Below are 17,658 nucleotides of genomic sequence, written 5' to 3' on the forward strand. Positions count from 1 at the left end.
ACAACGCAATCGACGCTTTTGTTGATATGTCGCTTGTTTGCATCGACTTCGCCGCTTAACCATGTTTTCAAGTATTTTGTCATGGTTGGGGCTTACAGATTCATCAAATGAGATTTCCATGAATAGCGCAAAAAGAACGACACAGCATTTGATCAAAAAATACCCGAATCGCCGCTTGTATGACACGCAGACTAGTAGCTATATCACCTTGGTTGATGTAAAACAATTCGTTTTGGATAACGATGATTTCGCAGTCGTCGATGCAAAAACAGGCGAAGATTTGACGCGTATGATTTTGCTTCAAATTATTTTGGAAGCCGAAGCGGGTGGCGCACCGATGTTTTCTAGTGTTGCACTGGCGCAAATCATTCGCTATTACGGACATGCGATGCAAGGTATGATGGGTTCATACTTAGAAAAAAATATACAAACCTTTATTGATATTCAAAATAAGCTGACAGAAAACACCGGTGGGCTGAACGAAGGAAAGACCTTTAGCCCAGAGATGTGGACGCAGTTTATGAATGTGCAGGGTCCGATGATGCAGGGGATGATGGGTAATTACATCGATCAAAGCAAAAATTTATTTGTACAAATGCAAGAACAAATGCAAAATCAATCCAAAAATATGTTTGCGTTTCCATTTAATGTTGACGAAAAAAACAAGTAAAATTCAATTTGGTATACATTGCGGACGATTAAGTAGGACTGACTTTTAACGCAGGAACCAGGAAGAGGTACAATAGCGGATTGCTTTGTACCTCTTCCTTTTTATTATGTCCCTAGAAATATCCGCAGTATCTCCCGCCATAATCGCCAAACCGAATCCCAAAGTGGGCTTCGTATCCTTAGGTTGTCCTAAAGCCTTAGTCGATTCCGAACAAATTCTGACCCAGTTACGTGCTGAAGGTTACGATACGGCAAAGTCCTACGATGGGGCTGATTTGGTTATTGTTAACACCTGTGGATTTATTGATGCCGCAGTGCAAGAATCACTCGATGCGATCGCTGAAGCACTCAATGAAAACGGCAAAGTGATTGTCACCGGATGTCTGGGTAAGAAAAAAGATGCTGATGGGAATGATCTAATACAAAGCATACACCCCAAGGTTTTGGCTGTTACTGGTCCGCATGCCTTGACCGAGGTGATGAGTGCCGTACATTTACACCTGCCAAAACCACATGAGCCGTTTTTGGATTTGGTTCCGCCGCAAGGTGTCAAATTAACGCCTAAACATTTTGCTTATTTGAAAATATCTGAGGGCTGTAATCACCGTTGTAGTTTCTGTATTATTCCATCCATGCGCGGCGATCTGGTGTCGCGCCCGATTGGTGATGTCTTGGTGGAGGCGGAGAATTTATTTAAAGCAGGTGTTAAAGAGTTGTTGGTAATTTCTCAAGATACTAGCGCTTACGGAGTCGATATTAAGTTCCGTATGGGATTTTGGGATGGCAAGCCAGTTAAAACGCATATGACGCAATTGGTAGAAGCGCTAGGTGAATTGGCGAAGCGATATGGAGCTTGGGTGCGCTTGCATTATGTTTATCCTTACCCGCACGTAGACCAGATTATCCCGTTCATGAATAATGGACATGTCCTGCCATATCTGGATGTACCTTTGCAGCATGCTCATCCGGATGTGCTGAAGCGTATGAAACGTCCTGCAAGCGGTGAAAAAAATATCGAGCGCATCAAGGCATGGCGTGCCATGTGTCCAGATATTACGATACGCTCAACCTTCATCGCCGGTTTCCCCGGTGAGACCGAGGAAGAGTTTGAATACCTACTGGATTTTCTGCGTGAGGCAGAGATTGATCGCCTTGGTTGTTTTGCCTACTCACCAGTAGAGGGGGCTAGCGCGAATGAGTTGGCAAACCAATTGCCAGACGAAGTGCGTGAAGATAGACGTCGTCGCGTGATGGAGTTACAAGAAGGCATCTCTAAAAAACGTTTGCAAGCCAAAATCGGTAAAACCATGCGTGTATTGATTGATAGCTTGGATCGTAGTGGTGGTGTAGGTCGTAGTTCGGCTGATGCTCCGGAAATCGATGGCGTGGTTTACGTGAAGCCACCATTCGAACCGCATAGAAAACTGCAGGTAGGCGAGTTTGTTGATGTGACTATCACTGCCGCTGACGCTCATGACCTTTGGGGTGAGGCTGTTTGATGAGCGCAACATGGGGTATACGACTTGCGTTAATTAGCCTCACTTGTATCGTTGCTGTTAATGGCTTTGCGGAAACTGCCTTGTCACCTATGTCTAATCCTGTCTTTTCCAAGCAAATTGAGCTGCACGGTAAATTGGGTAAAGACGTGGTCCGGATGAAATTGCAACCAAAGCTAGAAGATGCTGATAGTGTAGAGGGTAGTTATTTAGTACAAGGCGCTAAGCGTAATCCTGGTCATAAAATTTTATTGGCGGGCGAGATTACAGGTAACAAGCTTACGATGGAAGAGTCGGAGGACGGTGTCGATGTTTCAGGGCAATGGGATGGCGAATTAATTGGCACTAGTTTGCGCGGAATATGGCAGTCAGACGATGGCAAGCGAAGCGAGAGTTTCGTGCTTGAATTAATGCCAATAAAAAATTACACCAAAGCCAAAAAATCAGTCTCGATTAAATAATTTATCCAGTCGAAACCCCATGTTTAAGGGCCGCAAACACCTAGTGTTTGCGGCCCTTAAACATGGGGTTTTAATAATGTAAATGTCCGCAGCCGTAAATCAATAAGAGATGCGTTGTTTAACGTTTTTCTATCCCATTACCATTACGTCTAATTAACTCGCCAGGGCGGTAGCTAGGGTCATGGTCGAACTCGTAAGTATTTTTATTGCCGTTATCATATTGCACACTGATTATCCAAATTTTACTGGATTTGACGTTTTCTTCGACCTTGTGCCCAGCGTAGGCACCACCTGCTGCGCCAGCGATGGTGGCTAGACTACGCCCCGTCCCGCCGCCTACCTGATTGCCCAATAAACCGCCGACTACACCGCCAGCGATAAGCCCTAATGCGCCGCCTTCGCCTTGTTTATCTTGTACGTCGACAGCGATAACTTTTCCGCAATCTGCACATGTATGATGGTTTTTATCATTCGATTTATTGCTAGCTTGGTTTGTTTTTGCGCTTGCCATAGACTTGTCGTATTCTTCTTTGGCGTCGCGTAAGCATTGCATTCTGGTACTGGAATTGGTCTCTTCTGAACACAACTTCTTATCGTCTACGTATCTTGCAGAAATTTGTTTGACATTATCTGTAGCGTATTGCTGTGGCGAGTTTCCCTGCGCATAGGCAGTGGAGCATAGGGCTAACAGGGCACTTAAAAAGAAAAAATGCTGTTTCATGCTATGAGCTTTCAGTCGAAGGGAAGGGGGGCGTGTACTTTAGCCGTATCTGTTCACTTGAACTAGTATGCGGGCCAGATGATTGCTCACACATGATAGTCTAAAAATCTTAAATAATCTCACTATGTGTGCGTAAAATACGGGCGCTTGAAATCGTAAGTTCGCTCGAATATACTCGAAGGAAGCTTCGAGTTTTTATGCGTATTTTGAGTTTATTTCTTCTCACTACCGTTTTAATTGCGCTTCAATGTGCTGTGAAAAAATACCTCATCAAATAGTGAGCGTTGTTCGTCCTTCGTATCGTCGTGCAAGATCGATTTAGGAGTCAACATGTGTTTCAAGACTAGATGTAGCATTGTTCAATCTCTCATCGCCATGTTCATGGCAGGTACTGCGCTATCGTCCGCCACTGCTGCTGATTGGAGTGATACCGCACTAAGCTTTCGTACTGGCAATGATTTTAGAGAACCGTTTAATCCTTCTGATATCAAGAAATACATTTTTGCGCTGACGCATGTTAGCGGCTACAAATACGGTAGTAATTTTTTTAATGTCGATTTTTTACAATCGGATAGCAATGATCCTGCATCTTTCGGGCAAACAGCTGGTGCCCAAGAGGCTTACGTCGTGTATAGGCATACCTTCGATTTAGGCAAGCTGAAAGGATCGGACGTGCGTTTTGGCGTGGTCCGTGGTGCGGGGGTGACGTTGGGCTTCGATTGGAATACCAAGAACGACATTGCTTACAACTCCAGAAAACAGATGCTGGTGCTGGGGCCGACTTTAATGTGGGATGTTCCCGGACATCTCAATACCAGTTTATTGTTGTTGAGTGAGAGTAATGCGCCTAGCGGGCCCTACCCACCTATCTCAAATGTTAGCGGGCGTTACCATTATAAAATTCACCCCATGCTGACTGCCGATTGGGGCATCCCTTTAAATACCATGTTGTCTTTTGAAGGCTACGCGAATCTAATCGCTGCCAAAGGTGTGGATGAGGTTGGTAATGAGACTGGAGTGGAGACAAATATCGATATGCAGTTAATGCTAGATTTGGGGGCCGCGTTTGGTAAAGGGAAAAATGGACTCAGGGTTGGTCTGGAATACCAATACTGGAATAATAAATTTGGGAACACTTCCTTGACTACGGGAGGGCAAGGAAATAAAGCCAGTACCCCTATGATACGTGTTGAATATCATTTTTAAGCTGCATATCAGCACACACTTAGCGACGTCAAGCTGAGTCTGGTTCGATCTGATTGATGTTTGTGCAGAGGACAAAAAGGCTAGATCGCGTCTGTGATCTAGCCTTTTTTATTTGACGCGAGTTAACTTCTATCTCTATTGTTTGTGCCGTCACTAGACTCAACTTTGGCCATAACTTTCTAGAACTTTTAATAATCAGATCATCTGATCTGATAGACGTCTGTTGGTGAGGCGGTTAGATACATTTGTAGTTTGGATAGGGCATGCTGAAGGCTCGCACGAGATACAATATAGCCGCTACGAATTATTGCTCACTGTGTCAACCTAAAATCAATTTATGACTTTAAAAAAAACCATGTTAAGCGTCGCTGAGGCGCTTGATTTTTTACTCGCTGCGGTACGGCCAGTGACAGACATTGAAACTGTCTCAACCCTCGAGGCAAATGGGCGCGTATTAGCGCATACGCAAAGCTCATTACTGCATGTGCCGCCTATGGACAATACTCAGATGGATGGTTATGCGGTGCGCGCGGCCGACTGTGTTGGCGGGCAAGCGCGCTTGCTGGTCTCGCAAAGAATTCCGGCCGGCCATGTCGGGCAGGCCTTGGAAGCGGGAACGGCCGCCAGAATATTTACCGGTGCCATGATACCGTTGGGCGCTGATGCGGTCGTGATGCAAGAGCAGTGTGTGCAGGACGGTGATATGGTCACGCTGTCGCACGCACCACAGCCAGGCGAGTGGATACGCCGGCAAGGTGAGGATATCGCTAGTGGTGCGACTATTTTGCCGTCAGGAACCCGCATACGGGCACAGGAAATGGGATTGGCGGCATCGGTAGGTTTGGCCACTTTGCCAGTCTTTCGGCGCTTACGAGTGGCGGTATTTTTTACCGGTGATGAATTAGCGATGCCGGGCGAAGCTTTAAAACCAGGTGCGATCTATAACTCGAACCGGTTTCTTCTGACTGGCTTATTGGAAAATCTCGGCTGTCTGGTGAGCGATTACGGTATCGTGCCTGATAGTCTTGACGCCACACGTAGCACCTTGCGCCAGGCCGCGCAAGAGCATGATCTGATCATCACTTCGGGTGGCGTTTCGGTCGGCGAAGAAGATTATATTAAACCCGCAGTAGAGGCCGAAGGGCGCCTGAATATGTGGCAGATCGCCGTGAAACCGGGCAAGCCCCTGGCCTTCGGTGAAATTAACCGAGCCAATAAAACCGGCGATGAGCACGCATTTTTTCTGGGATTGCCCGGCAACCCGGTCTCAAGCTTCGTGACTTTTCTATTGTTTGTACGACCCTTTATCCTCGCTATGCAGGGCATCTCGGCCAGCTCTTTGGCGACCCCGCAAGCCTACGCTATGCGCGCTGATTTTGCCTGGACTAAGCCGGATAAACGCAATGAATTTTTACGTGCCCGTATCAATGCGGATGGTGGCCTCGATCTGTTTGCGAATCAAAGTTCAGCGGTGCTGACATCGACAGTCTGGGGAGATGGTTTGATCGATCTGCCGCCTGGTCAGGTGATCGCGTCGGGTGATATGGTGAAGTTTGTTCCTTTTAGCCATTTGATGAATTAATGTGAAGAAGTCTTAAAAATGAAAATTCAATTACGATTTTTTGCCAGTGTGCGGGAAAAACTTGGGACTTCAGAAGAAACGGTGGTGCTGCCAGAGCAGGTGAAAACTGTAGGCGATGTCAGGCTTTGGCTGGTGGCGCGCGGTGGTGTCTGGGCCGAGGTGCTAGCTGAAGGGAGAGCTTTGCGCATGGCTTACAATCAACAAATGACGGAAGCTGCGACCAGTATCGTTGACGGTGCAGAAGTGGCATTTTTTCCTCCGGTGACTGGTGGTTAAACCTGGTTTGTCTCGATTAGTGAAAGTAAGTAAAGGTAAGTGATGGCGATTTTTGTACAAACGGAAGACTTTGATCTGAGTACGGAAGTGGCGAAGTTGCGTGCGCATAGCCCCAAGGTTGGCGCGATTGTCAGCTTCGTCGGGGTGGTGCGAGATCTCAATGAAGGTCTCGATGTGCAGAGCATGGAGCTAGAACATTATCCCGGCATGACAGAAAAAGCACTGCAGGAGATTGTTGCAGAGGCACAGCGCCGTTGGGCTTTAATGGAATGCCTGGTAATTCATAGAGTAGGCTTGCTCCAACCCCTAGACCAAATCGTGCTGGTGGCGGTGGCCACGGCACATCGCGGCGAGGCTTTTTCTGCCTGCGAGTTCATCATGGATTATCTGAAGACGCAGGCCGCATTCTGGAAAAAAGAACAGACTCCAGAGGGGCAACGCTGGGTCGATGCGCGTGAAACCGATGATCTTGCACTGACTAAATGGGGCCTTGTGTCTAGCAATGCGGTCGTTAAGAGTGCGCCTTAATCAAATTTGCATTTGCGGTTTTGTTGTTTGATGCAGCAGGTTGATGCAGCAGTTTGATCCTACTGCAACGCTTGCTATATTTTATAAAAATAAGGGGGTATGCCTTAAAATACCCCTACTTACGCAATAAGTACGTGCGTATGTTAAAAATACTTACCCCTAGTATCTTCAATTACCGAGTTCACCATGTCTGAAAACACTTTGATGTTCGCTCCTATAGAACCTAGCCGCCACGGCATGCTGGCGGTCGACGATCTGCACACCCTGTATTGGGAGGAGAGCGGCAATCCTGAGGGGCAGCCCGTGCTGTTTTTGCACGGCGGTCCGGGTGGTGGTACTTCTCCAACTCACAGACGCTTTTTCGATCCTGCGCATTACCGTATTGTTTTGTTCGATCAGCGCGGTGCCGGAAAATCGACTCCTTTGGGCGAGTACCAGCAGAACACGACGGCCTTGCTAATTGATGACATAGAAAAAATCCGTGCCATGCTGGGTATTAGCCAATGGCTGGTGTTTGGCGGTTCCTGGGGCTCAACTCTGGCGCTAGCCTACGGCGAGGCACATCCCGAGGTCTGCCTTGGATTTGTTTTGCGCGGCATTTTTTTGTGCACTAAGAGCGAAGTAGATTGGTTCGTTAATGGCATGAAGAACTTCTATCCCGAAGTGCATCAGCGTTTTGCCGAGGCGATTCCTGTGGACGAACGCCATGACTTGTTGCAAGCCTACGTCAAACGCCTGTTCTGCGATGATCCCGCTATCTACATGGAAGCGGCGCGCAACTGGAGTCGTTACGAGGGTTCCTGCCTATTCCTCGATCCACAGCCACAGGCGATTGCCGATTTTGAGTCTGACGAAGTGAGTCTGGGTATAGGCCGACTAGAAGCGCATTACATGCTCAACGCTGCTTTTATGGAAGAAGATCAGTTGATCAAAAACATTGCCAAGATTAGTCATCTTCCTGCAGTGATAGTCCAGGGACGTTATGACGTAATTTGTCCGCCAGTCTCTGCGTATCGCCTGCATCAGGCTTGGCCCACTGCTAAATACCACGTCATTGGCGACGCCGGGCATGCCGCGATGGAGCCTGGTATCGCTGCAGAACTAGTGCGTGCTACCGAGCAATTCAAGCAGCACGGCAAGTTTTTATAAGTTATTGGAATAATTTTGCGTAAGTCCCAAGCCAGAGACACGCGCATTTGCGGCAACGCAAAGTTTCAACGAATTTTGTCTATTTTGTTCTTGAAAAGTGCGCCACTATCCTAATCTAGTTGACAAGTATAGGACTTACGAAAAATTGTTCCAGCTAGGCGTACCGCCGAAGACAGTACTTTAGTACTTAACAGACGATAGGGCGGATACAACGACGATGCTGAGGCGGTTTTGCGTAAGTCCTAAAGAAATTATTCTAGGATTTTCCATAGGGAGCGGTCATGCGTTTAGATAAATTGACGACGAAGTTGCAAGAAGCACTGGCGGACGCACAAAGTCAGGCAGTGGGCAATGATAATCAATACATAGAGCCGGTACATCTGTTGCTGGCTTTATTGAATCAGGACGACGGCAGCGCGCGCTCGTTATTGCAAAGAGCAGGCGTGAACGTGGCGAGTCTCTCGAATGGTCTGAAGAGTGCTGTCGACCGTTTGGCGAAGGTCTCGGGCACTGATGGTCAAGTGCAGATAGGGCGTGAACTGACAGGCTTACTCAATCTGGCTGAAAAAGAATCTCTGAAACGCGGCGATGAGTTTCTCGCCAGCGAAATGATCTTGCTGGCGCTGGCCGATGATAAGTCTGAGGCAGGCAAACTGGTGCGCGAAAATGGACTGACCCGCAAAGCACTTGAGGCTGCGATTAGTTCGGTGCGCGGCGGCGCTAAAGTTGATTCGCAAGAGGCCGAAGGTCAGCGCGAATCCCTGAAAAAATATACGCTGGATCTGACCGAGCGCGCCCGTCTGGGTAAGCTAGATCCTGTGATAGGTCGCGACGATGAGATTCGTAGAGCAATTCAAATTTTACAGCGTAGGAGTAAAAATAATCCGGTGTTAATCGGTGAGCCTGGTGTCGGCAAAACTGCCATCGTCGAAGGCTTGGCGCAGCGTATCGTGAATGGCGAAGTGCCCGATAGTCTCAAGTCCAAACGTGTGTTGTCGCTGGATATGGCGGCTTTATTGGCAGGGGCTAAATTTAGAGGCGAGTTTGAAGAACGCCTGAAAGCGGTTTTGAAAGAAATCGCCATGGATGAAGGTCAGACCATCGTCTTCATCGACGAGTTGCACACGATGGTCGGTGCCGGTAAGGCCGAAGGCGCAATGGACGCCGGGAATATGCTGAAACCTGCTTTGGCGCGCGGCGAGTTACATTGCGTGGGCGCCACTACGTTAGACGAATATCGCAAATACATAGAAAAAGACGCGGCACTGGAACGCCGCTTCCAAAAAATTATCGTTGATGAACCTAGTGTAGAAGCGACTATCGCTATCCTGCGCGGTCTGCAAGAGAAGTACGAGGTGCATCACGGTGTTGATATTACCGACCCGGCGATCGTTGCTGCAGCCGAGCTATCGCATCGCTATATCACCGACCGCTTTTTACCGGATAAGGCGATCGATTTGATCGATGAAGCCGCTGCCAAGATTAAGATAGAGATCGATTCTAAACCCGAAGTCATGGATAAACTGGATAGACGTCTGATCCAGTTAAAAATTGAAAAAGAAGCGGTCAAGCGCGAAAAAGATGAGGGCTCGAAAAAACGCCTGCTCTTGATCGAAGTCGAGATTGGAAAATTGTCACGCGAGTACGCCGATCTGGAAGAAATCTGGAAGGCCGAAAAAGCCACGGTACAAGGCAGCACCCATATCAAAGAAGAGATAGAGAAAATTCGCCTGCAGATGGATGAGGCTAAGCGTAGAGGCGACTGGCAGGCGATGTCGGAGTTGCAGTACGGCCGCATGCCTGAGCTGGAAGCACAACTCAAACAGGCCGATACCAATCAAGAGGCCGGTGCTGGTAAACTCAAGCTTCTGCGTACCCAGGTTGGTGCCGAAGAGATTGCTGAAATCGTCTCGCGTGCTACCGGCATCCCGGTCTCACGCATGATGCAGGGCGAGCGCGAAAAACTCTTGCAGATGGAAGACGCCTTGCATAAACGGGTGGTCGGCCAGCACGAAGCCATAGAAGCGGTCTCAGATGCGATCCGCCGTTCGCGCGCTGGCTTGGGTGATCCTGGTCGTCCGTATGGCTCCTTCCTGTTTTTGGGCCCAACCGGGGTCGGTAAGACTGAGCTGTGTAAGGCGCTGGCAAACTTTATGTTTGATACCGAAGAGTCGCTGATACGCATAGACATGAGTGAATTCATGGAGAAGCATTCAGTTGCCAGGTTGATCGGTGCGCCGCCGGGCTATGTGGGCTATGAAGAAGGCGGTTATCTGACCGAGGCGGTACGTCGCAAACCGTATAGCGTGATCTTGCTCGATGAGGTAGAGAAAGCGCATCACGATGTGTTCAACGTTTTATTGCAAGTGCTCGATGATGGTCGCATGACTGACGGCCAGGGGCGCACGGTGGACTTTAAAAACACCGTGATTGTGATGACCTCGAATCTGGGTTCGCATCAGATACAGGCGATGGAAGGCAGCGATCCCGAAGTGATTAAGATGGCGGTGATGGGCGAGGTGAAAGCGCATTTCCGTCCTGAGTTCATTAATCGTATCGATGAAATCGTGGTATTCCATGCACTTGATGCCAAGAATATTGCGTCGATCGCTAAAATTCAGTTACAGGTTTTGGCTAAGCGTCTGGCGAGTATGGAGATGGGCCTGCAGGTCAGTGATGCGGCATTGGAAAAAATCGCCGAAGCCGGATTTGATCCTGTGTATGGTGCCAGACCGTTGAAACGCGCGATACAGCAAGAGATAGAAAACGGGTTGTCGAAAATGATCTTGCAAGGTAAGTTCGGCCCCAAAGATGTGATTGCGGTAGGGGTGGAGCAAGGGAATTTTGTGTTTACTCAAGGGCAGGTTCCGGCAGAATCCTTAAATCCATAGCCATTACCGGCAGCGTCAATTCGAATTTAGGCTCATGTGAAGACATGGGCCTATTTTTTAGGGGTGATTTTAAGAATAGATTTGCTTAGAGCTAAGATGGGGGAGATATATTTGTCTCCAGCTTGTCTCTATCTGGTCACTCAACGAGTTTTGTCATAAGTAGGACATATTCTTCAATTATGCTTTCCGGCAACAATAGAGAAAATTCTTTTGTCTGAAATTAAAGCGAATATGAAAACCTCACTCACGCTCAAAAAACGTCTGGCATCTGTTATCGCCGTACTCTGTTTGCTCTCCATCGTCATAGGTCTGTTGGGTCTGTACGGGATGAATAAGTCGAACGAGGGACTCAAGAGCGTGTATCAAAATCGCACCCTTACTTTGGAACAGATTTCCAGAATCGATCGCTTGCTGGTGCAAAATCAGCTGGCTTTGGCCGATGCTTTGCAAGACTCGATGGAAGCGACGATCAAGCTCAAGGCGGCATTAATCGAAAAAAATACCAGCGAAATTAATACTGCATGGGCGCTGTATAGGGCCGGCCATTTATCGGAAGAGGAGGATGTGCTGGCAAAAAATCTTGAAAGCGCTAGAGAGAAGATGAACAAGGAGACTTTTTCTCCTGCAGTGGCAGCCATGCTGGCGGGAGATTTGGTAACGGCCAGCCAGTTACAAGATAAATTGCAGGGCATGAGCCTGTCGGTGAGAAAGGCGATTGAGGCCTTACGTCATATGCAAGTGGAGCAGGCCAAGCTTGAGTATGAGCAATCAAATGCACGCTACAGCAGTCTTCGCAATACGATCTTTCTGGCGATCGGTTTAGGGACTTTGATTGCCGTTGCTCTCGGTGTCGCCGTGATTAATTATGTGTATCGTCAGCTCGGTGGCGAACCCGATTACGCAGCCCAGATAGTGCGTGAGATCGCCAGTGGAAATTTAAGCCTGGATGTCGACCTGAGCGCTAAAGACAAGGGCAGCTTATTATTTGATATGCATGCAATGCAAGGCAATCTAGTGCAAACCGTGGGCGATATCCGGCATGTGAGTGAAGTCATCTCGCATGCCTCCAGTGAAATCGCCAGCGGTAATCTCGATCTTTCAGCGCGTGCTGAGCAGCAGAGCACGGCGCTGGAAGAAACCGCTACCGCAATGGAAGAACTTACCAGTATTGTTAAGCAAAATGCGGACAACGCACAGCAGGCAATATTTATTGGCGCAATCAGCGTCGGATACCGCGCTCAAAGGTGGGCTGGCCGTGAATCAGGTTGTCAAGACCATGGACTCCATCAATGCCTCGGCAGTGAAGATTGCCGATATCACTGGTGTCATTGATGGGATCGCGTTTCAGACAAATATTTTGGCCTTGAATGCCGCAGTAGAAGCGGCACGTGCCGGTGAGCAGGGGCGCGGTTTTGCGGTGGTCGCAACTGAGGTGCGCAATCTGGCGCAACGCTCGGCTGCTGCCGCCAAAGAAATCAAGACCTTGATTGCCGACTCGCTAGAGCAGGTCGGTGCAGGTAGCGTCATGGTGGCGCATGCAGGTACCACCATGCAGGAAATCGTCACCAGTGTTAAGCGCGTCACCGACATCATGGGCGAGATCAGTATCTCCAGCCGCGAGCAACACGCAGGGATAGAGCAGGCAAATCATTCCATCGTGCAGATGGAGCAAATAACTCAGGAAAATGCCAGTCTGGTAGAGCAAGCTGCGGCCAGTGCACATGCCCTGCATGAACAGACTGAGTCACTGATACAGTTGGTGAGCACCTTCAAATTGTAGATACCTGAACGGGGACCCAGGCTCGACCCCGACCCCGACTTGACCTTCTTTGCCAGGACAACTTTCTGCACGATGTATCCTTACATCAACAGGAAGCATTTTGTATTGTGAGAAAAGCGCTAAACTCTGTTACATTGCTAGACAACACTTGTTGCTTAATCTAGCTGTAGCTGCTCTCTGCTTGTTATTAATTGCGAGCAGAGTAAGTATCAGAATTCTCTCGTTTTTCTGCGATAGGGCGAGCTCTCCATGAGCAAATCATTGCAACGAATTTTCATACTCCCGTTCATCGTGCTGATGTTGGTTCTAGCCGTAATGACCGCCTGGGTTGTACACCGTTCTACTGAGAACTTAAGTGATGCGGCGGCACAAAAAATACTCACTTCTTTAAGTGCCCGCATTCAGGGCGAAGTAGAGCGCCATCTGTCTAGCGCCGAGGTGATCTTGAGTGCGATAGCGCCTGATCCGGTCGCTAGTGCGGACAAACAGTTTTCCCTGCCGCTTAATTTCCCGAAAGAGTTGGGCCAGGTAGAAGAGCGTCTCTGGATCGCGACAGGACTTTTTCCCGATATTAATAATTTGGCGTATTTTGCTGCCGAGGATGGCGGTTTTGTTAGCGTAAAACGATTGTTATTGGATGCGCGGGTAGAGGTCCGGTATCGCCAGCCTGGGTCTAAAACGAGTGACGTCTACAGTATGTCGGGCCCGCAGCAAAGACTGGCCTTATTGCGTAGCGATCAATTCGATCCGCAACAGCGACCCTGGTACAAAAATGCAATGGCGCAAACGCGCCCCTCCTGGTCGCCTGTGTATATCGACTTTACCAAGAAGGAGCCGTTGCTGACGCTGAGTAAAAAAGTGACGGTAGATCAAAATAATCATCAACAAGTAGTTGGTGTGGTTGCTACTGATCTGTCTTTGAAGCAACTTACTTCATTTTTGGAGTCGCTACCAATTCCTAAAGGTGGGATTGCTTACGTGATGGAAGCCTCAGAGGAGTTGATTGCCAGCTCCTTAAATGAGATTGCTTACGTGCGCAATGCCGACAGCACAATTAAACGTCAACTGGCAAGCGAAGGCTCTAGTGCTCTGATGCATCTGTCGGCCTTGCATGTACGCCAAACCATGCTGTCGCAACTCCGTTTAGCTCAGCCACTTTTGCAAAAAATAGAAAACGAAAACGATGACGTGCATATAGCCGCAACGCTGTTGAAGGGAGGCGACGGCCTTCATTGGATTTCGGTGCTGGCGGTGCCACGCTCGGCGCTGAGTTCGGAAGTTGAGAGTATTAGTAAAAACAGCCTGATGCTGGGGCTGGTGTCTATCTTCGGGGTATTGTTGATTGCTTATCTGCTGCTGGCCAGGAGCATGCGTGATCTGCGTAAATTGAGCGAGGCAGCGCAAAGCATAGGCAGTGGACTACCATTTAAGCGGGTCGACATCCATCGCAATGATGAGATCGGTGTGCTGGCGCAAAGTTTTCAGAATATGGAGCAGAATTTGCATTTCGATACTTTGACCAAATTACTCAATCGCGAAGCGTTTATTTCGCAACTCACGTTTAGGTCGCGCCGCGCCACTGATGGTGTCGGGCTGCCATTTACGTTGTTATTCATCGACCTCGATTCGTTTAAAGAAATTAATGATACCTATGGCCACGAGGCAGGCGATAAGGTGTTGATCGAAATCGGTAAACGCTTGCTGAGCTCGATACGCAAAGAAGATGCGGCAGGGCGTTTTGGTGGGGACGAATTTGCGGTGTATCTACATGGCGTTGCGGACGCCTCGATACTCGAACAGATTAGTAGCAAGCTGCATAAAACTTTAGAGATGCCAATTGATCTCGGTAATGACAAACGAGGTGCGGTCGGGATTTCTATCGGTATTGCGGTGTATCCTGCTGATGGGCAGGCGGTAGATGAACTGTTGCGCGTGGCAGACATGCGCATGTTCGAAGGAAAAAGACGTCGCAAAGCGGAGCGCGATGCGCACTAAGTGTGGGGCTTAAAAAATGCTGACGGTGATTTGCCGAAAGTCTTCTTGAACATCGCCGAAAATGCCGATTGACTGGCGTAACCGAGCTCTGCCGCGACCACCGACAAACTGTGGCCGCTGGCGATCAGGGGTGCGGCGCGCGCCAGCCGCATTTGTTGACGCCAACTACCAAAACTCATGCCTAACTCTTGCTCAAACAAGCGCGCCAAAGTGCGCTCAGAGGCGCCTACTTGTTGCGCGTAACCCCGTAAGGTGAGGGCAGAAGCGGGCTCTGCGAGTAAGGCCTGGCATAAGGTTTTCAGGCGTTTTTCGCGCGGCATGGTGACGCTCATAGGCAGACTGACGGCGCTCGATAATTCATCAAGTAAGCATGCGGCCAGATGATCTTCACGCGGGCCCGCTGTTTCTATGGTGCTTAAGGCTCTGACGAGTTCACGCATTAAGGCGCTCACTTCTAGCACCACACAGTCATTTCGATTAATCGGGGCGCACTGTTTTGCCACGTAAATTACCCTCAATTGGGATTTTTCGAGAATGCGAACTTCGTGTTCGATACCGGCTGGTATCCAGATTGCGCGCATCGGAGGGACGAACCAGGTCTGCTGGTTGGCAAATACCTGCAACACGCCGTCGAGGGCATAGGTGACCTGTGCCCATGGGTGCTGATGCGCGAGTAATTGCTCGTCGGCTTGCAGATCACGCGCCACGATACGCACCGGACGCTGCTCAGTGGGGAATAATTGGCTGCTAATGGGGCCGGTATGGGTAATGACTTGAGTGCACATGGGTTTGGCCGTTTTGCGATAATTTATGTCATTTTATCTTAAAACTGACTTTGTCTTTTTCTTTATACTTAGTTTCATTGGCAGCCTTGCGCACTGAAGTCGCTTCAGTTTACTGCAATCGCCTTAACACTCGACCTAATTGAAAGAAGACCTATGAGTACAGCACAACCGGCAATGCCAACCGCATCAACGCCAAGCGCGCCGCATTTACGCCACGACGCTCTGGTGATCACGCTGGTGGGCGTGGCGCATAGCATATCGCATTTTTTTCACATGATACTGGCACCGCTTTTTCCCTGGCTTAAAGAGGCGTTTGCACTCTCGTATTCTGAGCTGGGCTTGTTGATGAGCGTGTTTTTTATCGTCTCAGGTATAGGTCAGGCGAGCGCCGGCTTTGTGGTCGATAAACTGGGCGCGTTTAAGGTCTTGCTGTTTGGCGTGAGTTGTTTGGCACTATCGGCCTTGTTGCTTGCCAGTGCGCACAGTTACCCCATGCTGCTGGCAGGCGCCATGCTGGCTGGGTTGGGCAATAGCGTGTTTCACCCATCTGATTACACCATACTGAATAAAAAGGTCTCGACTGCGCGCTTGGGATATGCCTTTTCTATCCACGGCATTAGCGGCAATCTGGGGTGGGCGGCGGCACCGGTATTTTTGGTCAGCATTGCCGGGTTTTACGACTGGCGTACCGCGCTGTTTGCAGCAGCTTTCTTGCCGATTGCGGTGTTGATCCTGTTGTTTGTGTATCGCGCTGCCCTCGATACCGGGTCGCCGACCGCAGTTGCTCCATCAGCCGTGACACAAAACAGCGCTGAGGGCAGTCTGGATTTTCTACGCTTACCGGCGGTCTGGATGTGCTTTGCCTTCTTTTTCATGACCGCGATGGCCTTGGGCGGCATCCAGAGTTTTTCGGCGGCCAGCTTGCATGATCTGTATGGCATGTCACTGGCCTGGGCCACCAGCGCCTACACCGGGTATATGCTGGCTTCGGCAGCGGGCATGTTGCTGGGTGGGTTTTTAGCGGCAAAAACCACGCATCACGATAAAATTATTGCTTACGCTTTTACTTTTGCGGGCTGTATGGCTTTGCTGTTGGCGTCGGGTTCGGGCGGTGCTTGGCTGGCGCTGGTCTTGATGGTGGTGATCGGTTTTTGCTCAGGGATCGCCGGGCCATCACGTGATTTGATGATACGCGCAGCGGCCCCTAGCAATGCGACCGGGCGTGTATATGGCGTGGTGTATTCTGGCCTCGATAGCGGTCTGGCTTGTGCTCCGCTACTGTTTGGCGCGGTGATGGATGCGCATCATCCGTCTTGGGTATTTGTCTGTGTCGGTGTGTTTCAGGTGCTGGCGATACTGACCGCAGTGAACGTCGGCAGCGCCACCCGCGCGCGCAACTTGGTGAGCGCGGCCTAGGGTTGGCTTAGGGTTGGTCTAGGATTGGCTTAGAGTAGAATCTAGCCACTAGCGCTGCTGTGGCTGGTCTAAGCTTCTTACTGTAGACTTAGATACTGCCCCTAGTATTTTTTATTTGCGCAATAGATATATGCGCAAATAGGCATTTTGAAAAATATTCAAAGGGAGTATATGCATATTCACTTTTTAGGAGCTGCCATGCCTTTCTCTACCTGCGATCTGTGCGACGCCCATGAAGATCAGTTAGTGGCCGGTAGTTTGGCTGCGTTGCCACCAATTTTCATGCGCTTCGGTGCCAAACAAAAATTTGCCGGCCCAGCGGTCACTCTCAAACTGTTCGAGGATAACGGCATGGTACGCAGTACGCTGGAAATGCCCGGCCAGGGTCAGGTGCTGGTGATCGATGGCGGCGGCAGTTTGCGCTGCGCCTTAGTCGGTGGCAATTTAGCCGTGCTGGCAGAAGAGAATGGCTGGGCCGGGATCGTGGTGCACGGTTGCATCCGTGACGTCGATGAAATTAATCTCTGCCATATTGGGGTTCGTGCGCTGGGTGCTATGCCAGTACGCAGCGTCAAAAAAGGCGGCGGCGAGCGCGATGTGAAAATTACGATTGCCGGTATTGGCATCCATCCGGGCGACTGGATTTATGCCGATATCGATGGCGTTTTAGTCGCCAAAACCGCCTTGGCTTAACTACCTGAAT

The 17,658-nt window shown here is 49.5% G+C and carries 16 protein-coding genes; 14 read left to right on the plus strand and 2 right to left on the minus strand.

All coding sequences use genetic code 11. The features are described from left to right. Positions 1-118 precede the first annotated feature (118 nt). The 3 genes from phaR (at position 119) to ACO0K8_RS01810 (ending at position 2,626) form a co-directional block, all read left to right on the plus strand. Positions 119-670 carry a polyhydroxyalkanoate synthesis repressor PhaR gene (gene phaR, locus ACO0K8_RS01800; protein WP_126125986.1) on the plus strand — a complete coding sequence of 184 codons (552 nt, stop codon included), beginning with the start codon at positions 119-121 and terminating at the stop codon, positions 668-670. A gap of 106 nt (positions 671-776) precedes the next feature. Next, on the plus strand, positions 777-2,168 hold the full coding sequence (gene rimO, locus ACO0K8_RS01805) for a 30S ribosomal protein S12 methylthiotransferase RimO (RefSeq protein WP_422944905.1): 1,392 nt from the start codon (positions 777-779) through the stop codon (positions 2,166-2,168). Continuing rightward, positions 2,168-2,626 (plus strand): hypothetical protein, encoded by a 459-nt coding sequence (locus ACO0K8_RS01810; RefSeq protein ID WP_422944906.1) that lies wholly within the window; start codon positions 2,168-2,170, stop codon positions 2,624-2,626. Before rimO ends, ACO0K8_RS01810 begins: the two co-directional genes overlap by 1 nt. Before the next feature lie 118 nt (positions 2,627-2,744). Here the strand turns inward: ACO0K8_RS01810 and ACO0K8_RS01815 are convergent, their stop codons facing one another. Next, positions 2,745-3,347, minus strand: a complete 603-nt coding sequence (locus ACO0K8_RS01815; RefSeq protein ID WP_422944907.1) for a glycine zipper 2TM domain-containing protein — start codon at positions 3,345-3,347, stop codon at positions 2,745-2,747. 330 nt (positions 3,348-3,677) lie between these two features. Here ACO0K8_RS01815 and ACO0K8_RS01820 point away from each other — a divergent pair, with 330 nt between their 5' ends. From ACO0K8_RS01820 to ACO0K8_RS01860, 9 genes are all read left to right on the plus strand, one after another. Next, positions 3,678-4,553 (plus strand): outer envelope protein, encoded by an 876-nt coding sequence (locus tag ACO0K8_RS01820; RefSeq protein WP_422944908.1) that lies wholly within the window; start codon positions 3,678-3,680, stop codon positions 4,551-4,553. Between the two features lie 337 nt (positions 4,554-4,890). Continuing rightward, complete coding sequence (gene glp, locus ACO0K8_RS01825; protein WP_422944909.1) at positions 4,891-6,135, plus strand: gephyrin-like molybdotransferase Glp; 1,245 nt, start codon at positions 4,891-4,893, stop codon at positions 6,133-6,135. Positions 6,136-6,153: 18 nt separating this feature from the next. Then, on the plus strand, positions 6,154-6,411 hold the full coding sequence (gene moaD / locus ACO0K8_RS01830) for a molybdopterin converting factor subunit 1 (protein ID WP_422944910.1): 258 nt from the start codon (positions 6,154-6,156) through the stop codon (positions 6,409-6,411). A gap of 42 nt (positions 6,412-6,453) precedes the next feature. Continuing rightward, a complete protein-coding gene (gene moaE, locus ACO0K8_RS01835) occupies positions 6,454-6,939 on the plus strand; it encodes a molybdopterin synthase catalytic subunit MoaE (protein WP_422944911.1) in 486 nt (161 codons plus the stop codon). Positions 6,940-7,125: 186 nt separating this feature from the next. Further along, positions 7,126-8,088, plus strand: a complete 963-nt coding sequence (pip, locus tag ACO0K8_RS01840; RefSeq protein WP_422944912.1) for a prolyl aminopeptidase — start codon at positions 7,126-7,128, stop codon at positions 8,086-8,088. Positions 8,089-8,369: 281 nt separating this feature from the next. Beyond that, positions 8,370-10,979, plus strand: coding sequence for an ATP-dependent chaperone ClpB (gene clpB / locus ACO0K8_RS01845; protein ID WP_422944913.1), 2,610 nt, complete (start codon positions 8,370-8,372; stop codon positions 10,977-10,979). Positions 10,980-11,210: 231 nt separating this feature from the next. After that, the gene (locus ACO0K8_RS01850) at positions 11,211-12,311 is read left to right on the plus strand and encodes a Tar ligand binding domain-containing protein (protein ID WP_422944914.1); all 1,101 of its coding nucleotides are present in this window, start codon (positions 11,211-11,213) and stop codon (positions 12,309-12,311) included. Beyond that, positions 12,235-12,759 carry a methyl-accepting chemotaxis protein gene (locus ACO0K8_RS01855; protein WP_422944915.1) on the plus strand — a complete coding sequence of 175 codons (525 nt, stop codon included), beginning with the start codon at positions 12,235-12,237 and terminating at the stop codon, positions 12,757-12,759. Before ACO0K8_RS01850 ends, ACO0K8_RS01855 begins: the two co-directional genes overlap by 77 nt. Before the next feature lie 249 nt (positions 12,760-13,008). Further along, positions 13,009-14,754, plus strand: a complete 1,746-nt coding sequence (locus ACO0K8_RS01860) for a diguanylate cyclase domain-containing protein (RefSeq protein ID WP_422944916.1) — start codon at positions 13,009-13,011, stop codon at positions 14,752-14,754. Here the strand turns inward: ACO0K8_RS01860 and ACO0K8_RS01865 are convergent. Further along, the gene (locus tag ACO0K8_RS01865; protein ID WP_422944917.1) at positions 14,751-15,539 is read right to left on the minus strand and encodes an AraC family transcriptional regulator; all 789 of its coding nucleotides are present in this window, start codon (positions 15,537-15,539) and stop codon (positions 14,751-14,753) included. The two genes, ACO0K8_RS01860 and ACO0K8_RS01865, sit on opposite strands and share 4 nt — an antisense overlap. A gap of 153 nt (positions 15,540-15,692) precedes the next feature. Between ACO0K8_RS01865 and ACO0K8_RS01870 the strand changes: the two genes are divergently transcribed. Both ACO0K8_RS01870 and rraA read left to right on the plus strand, forming a co-directional pair. Next, a complete protein-coding gene (locus ACO0K8_RS01870) occupies positions 15,693-16,955 on the plus strand; it encodes an MFS transporter (RefSeq protein ID WP_422944918.1) in 1,263 nt (420 codons plus the stop codon). A 198-nt stretch (positions 16,956-17,153) separates the two neighbouring features. Beyond that, positions 17,154-17,648, plus strand: coding sequence for a ribonuclease E activity regulator RraA (gene rraA / locus ACO0K8_RS01875; RefSeq protein ID WP_422944919.1), 495 nt, complete (start codon positions 17,154-17,156; stop codon positions 17,646-17,648). Positions 17,649-17,658: the final 10 nt, after the last annotated feature.

The sequence above is a fragment of the Undibacterium sp. Ren11W genome (assembly GCF_049340485.1).
GTDB lineage: Bacteria > Pseudomonadota > Gammaproteobacteria > Burkholderiales > Burkholderiaceae_D > Undibacterium.

What these genes read in the sequence shown, in the direction of transcription:
- ACO0K8_RS01865 (WP_422944917.1), bottom strand. Translation starts at nt 15,539, where the DNA reads ATGTGCACTCAAGTCATTACCCATACCGGCCCCATTAGCAGCCAATTA.
- ACO0K8_RS01810 (WP_422944906.1), top strand. Translation starts at nt 2,168, where the DNA reads ATGAGCGCAACATGGGGTATACGACTTGCGTTAATTAGCCTCACTTGT.
- ACO0K8_RS01860 (WP_422944916.1), top strand. Translation starts at nt 13,009, where the DNA reads ATGAGCAAATCATTGCAACGAATTTTCATACTCCCGTTCATCGTGCTG.
- phaR (WP_126125986.1), top strand. Translation starts at nt 119, where the DNA reads ATGAATAGCGCAAAAAGAACGACACAGCATTTGATCAAAAAATACCCG.
- ACO0K8_RS01815 (WP_422944907.1), bottom strand. Translation starts at nt 3,347, where the DNA reads ATGAAACAGCATTTTTTCTTTTTAAGTGCCCTGTTAGCCCTATGCTCC.
- ACO0K8_RS01850 (WP_422944914.1), top strand. Translation starts at nt 11,211, where the DNA reads ATGAAAACCTCACTCACGCTCAAAAAACGTCTGGCATCTGTTATCGCC.
- moaE (WP_422944911.1), top strand. Translation starts at nt 6,454, where the DNA reads ATGGCGATTTTTGTACAAACGGAAGACTTTGATCTGAGTACGGAAGTG.
- pip (WP_422944912.1), top strand. Translation starts at nt 7,126, where the DNA reads ATGTCTGAAAACACTTTGATGTTCGCTCCTATAGAACCTAGCCGCCAC.
- moaD (WP_422944910.1), top strand. Translation starts at nt 6,154, where the DNA reads ATGAAAATTCAATTACGATTTTTTGCCAGTGTGCGGGAAAAACTTGGG.
- ACO0K8_RS01870 (WP_422944918.1), top strand. Translation starts at nt 15,693, where the DNA reads ATGAGTACAGCACAACCGGCAATGCCAACCGCATCAACGCCAAGCGCG.
- rimO (WP_422944905.1), top strand. Translation starts at nt 777, where the DNA reads ATGTCCCTAGAAATATCCGCAGTATCTCCCGCCATAATCGCCAAACCG.
- rraA (WP_422944919.1), top strand. Translation starts at nt 17,154, where the DNA reads ATGCCTTTCTCTACCTGCGATCTGTGCGACGCCCATGAAGATCAGTTA.
- clpB (WP_422944913.1), top strand. Translation starts at nt 8,370, where the DNA reads ATGCGTTTAGATAAATTGACGACGAAGTTGCAAGAAGCACTGGCGGAC.
- ACO0K8_RS01820 (WP_422944908.1), top strand. Translation starts at nt 3,678, where the DNA reads ATGTGTTTCAAGACTAGATGTAGCATTGTTCAATCTCTCATCGCCATG.
- glp (WP_422944909.1), top strand. Translation starts at nt 4,891, where the DNA reads ATGACTTTAAAAAAAACCATGTTAAGCGTCGCTGAGGCGCTTGATTTT.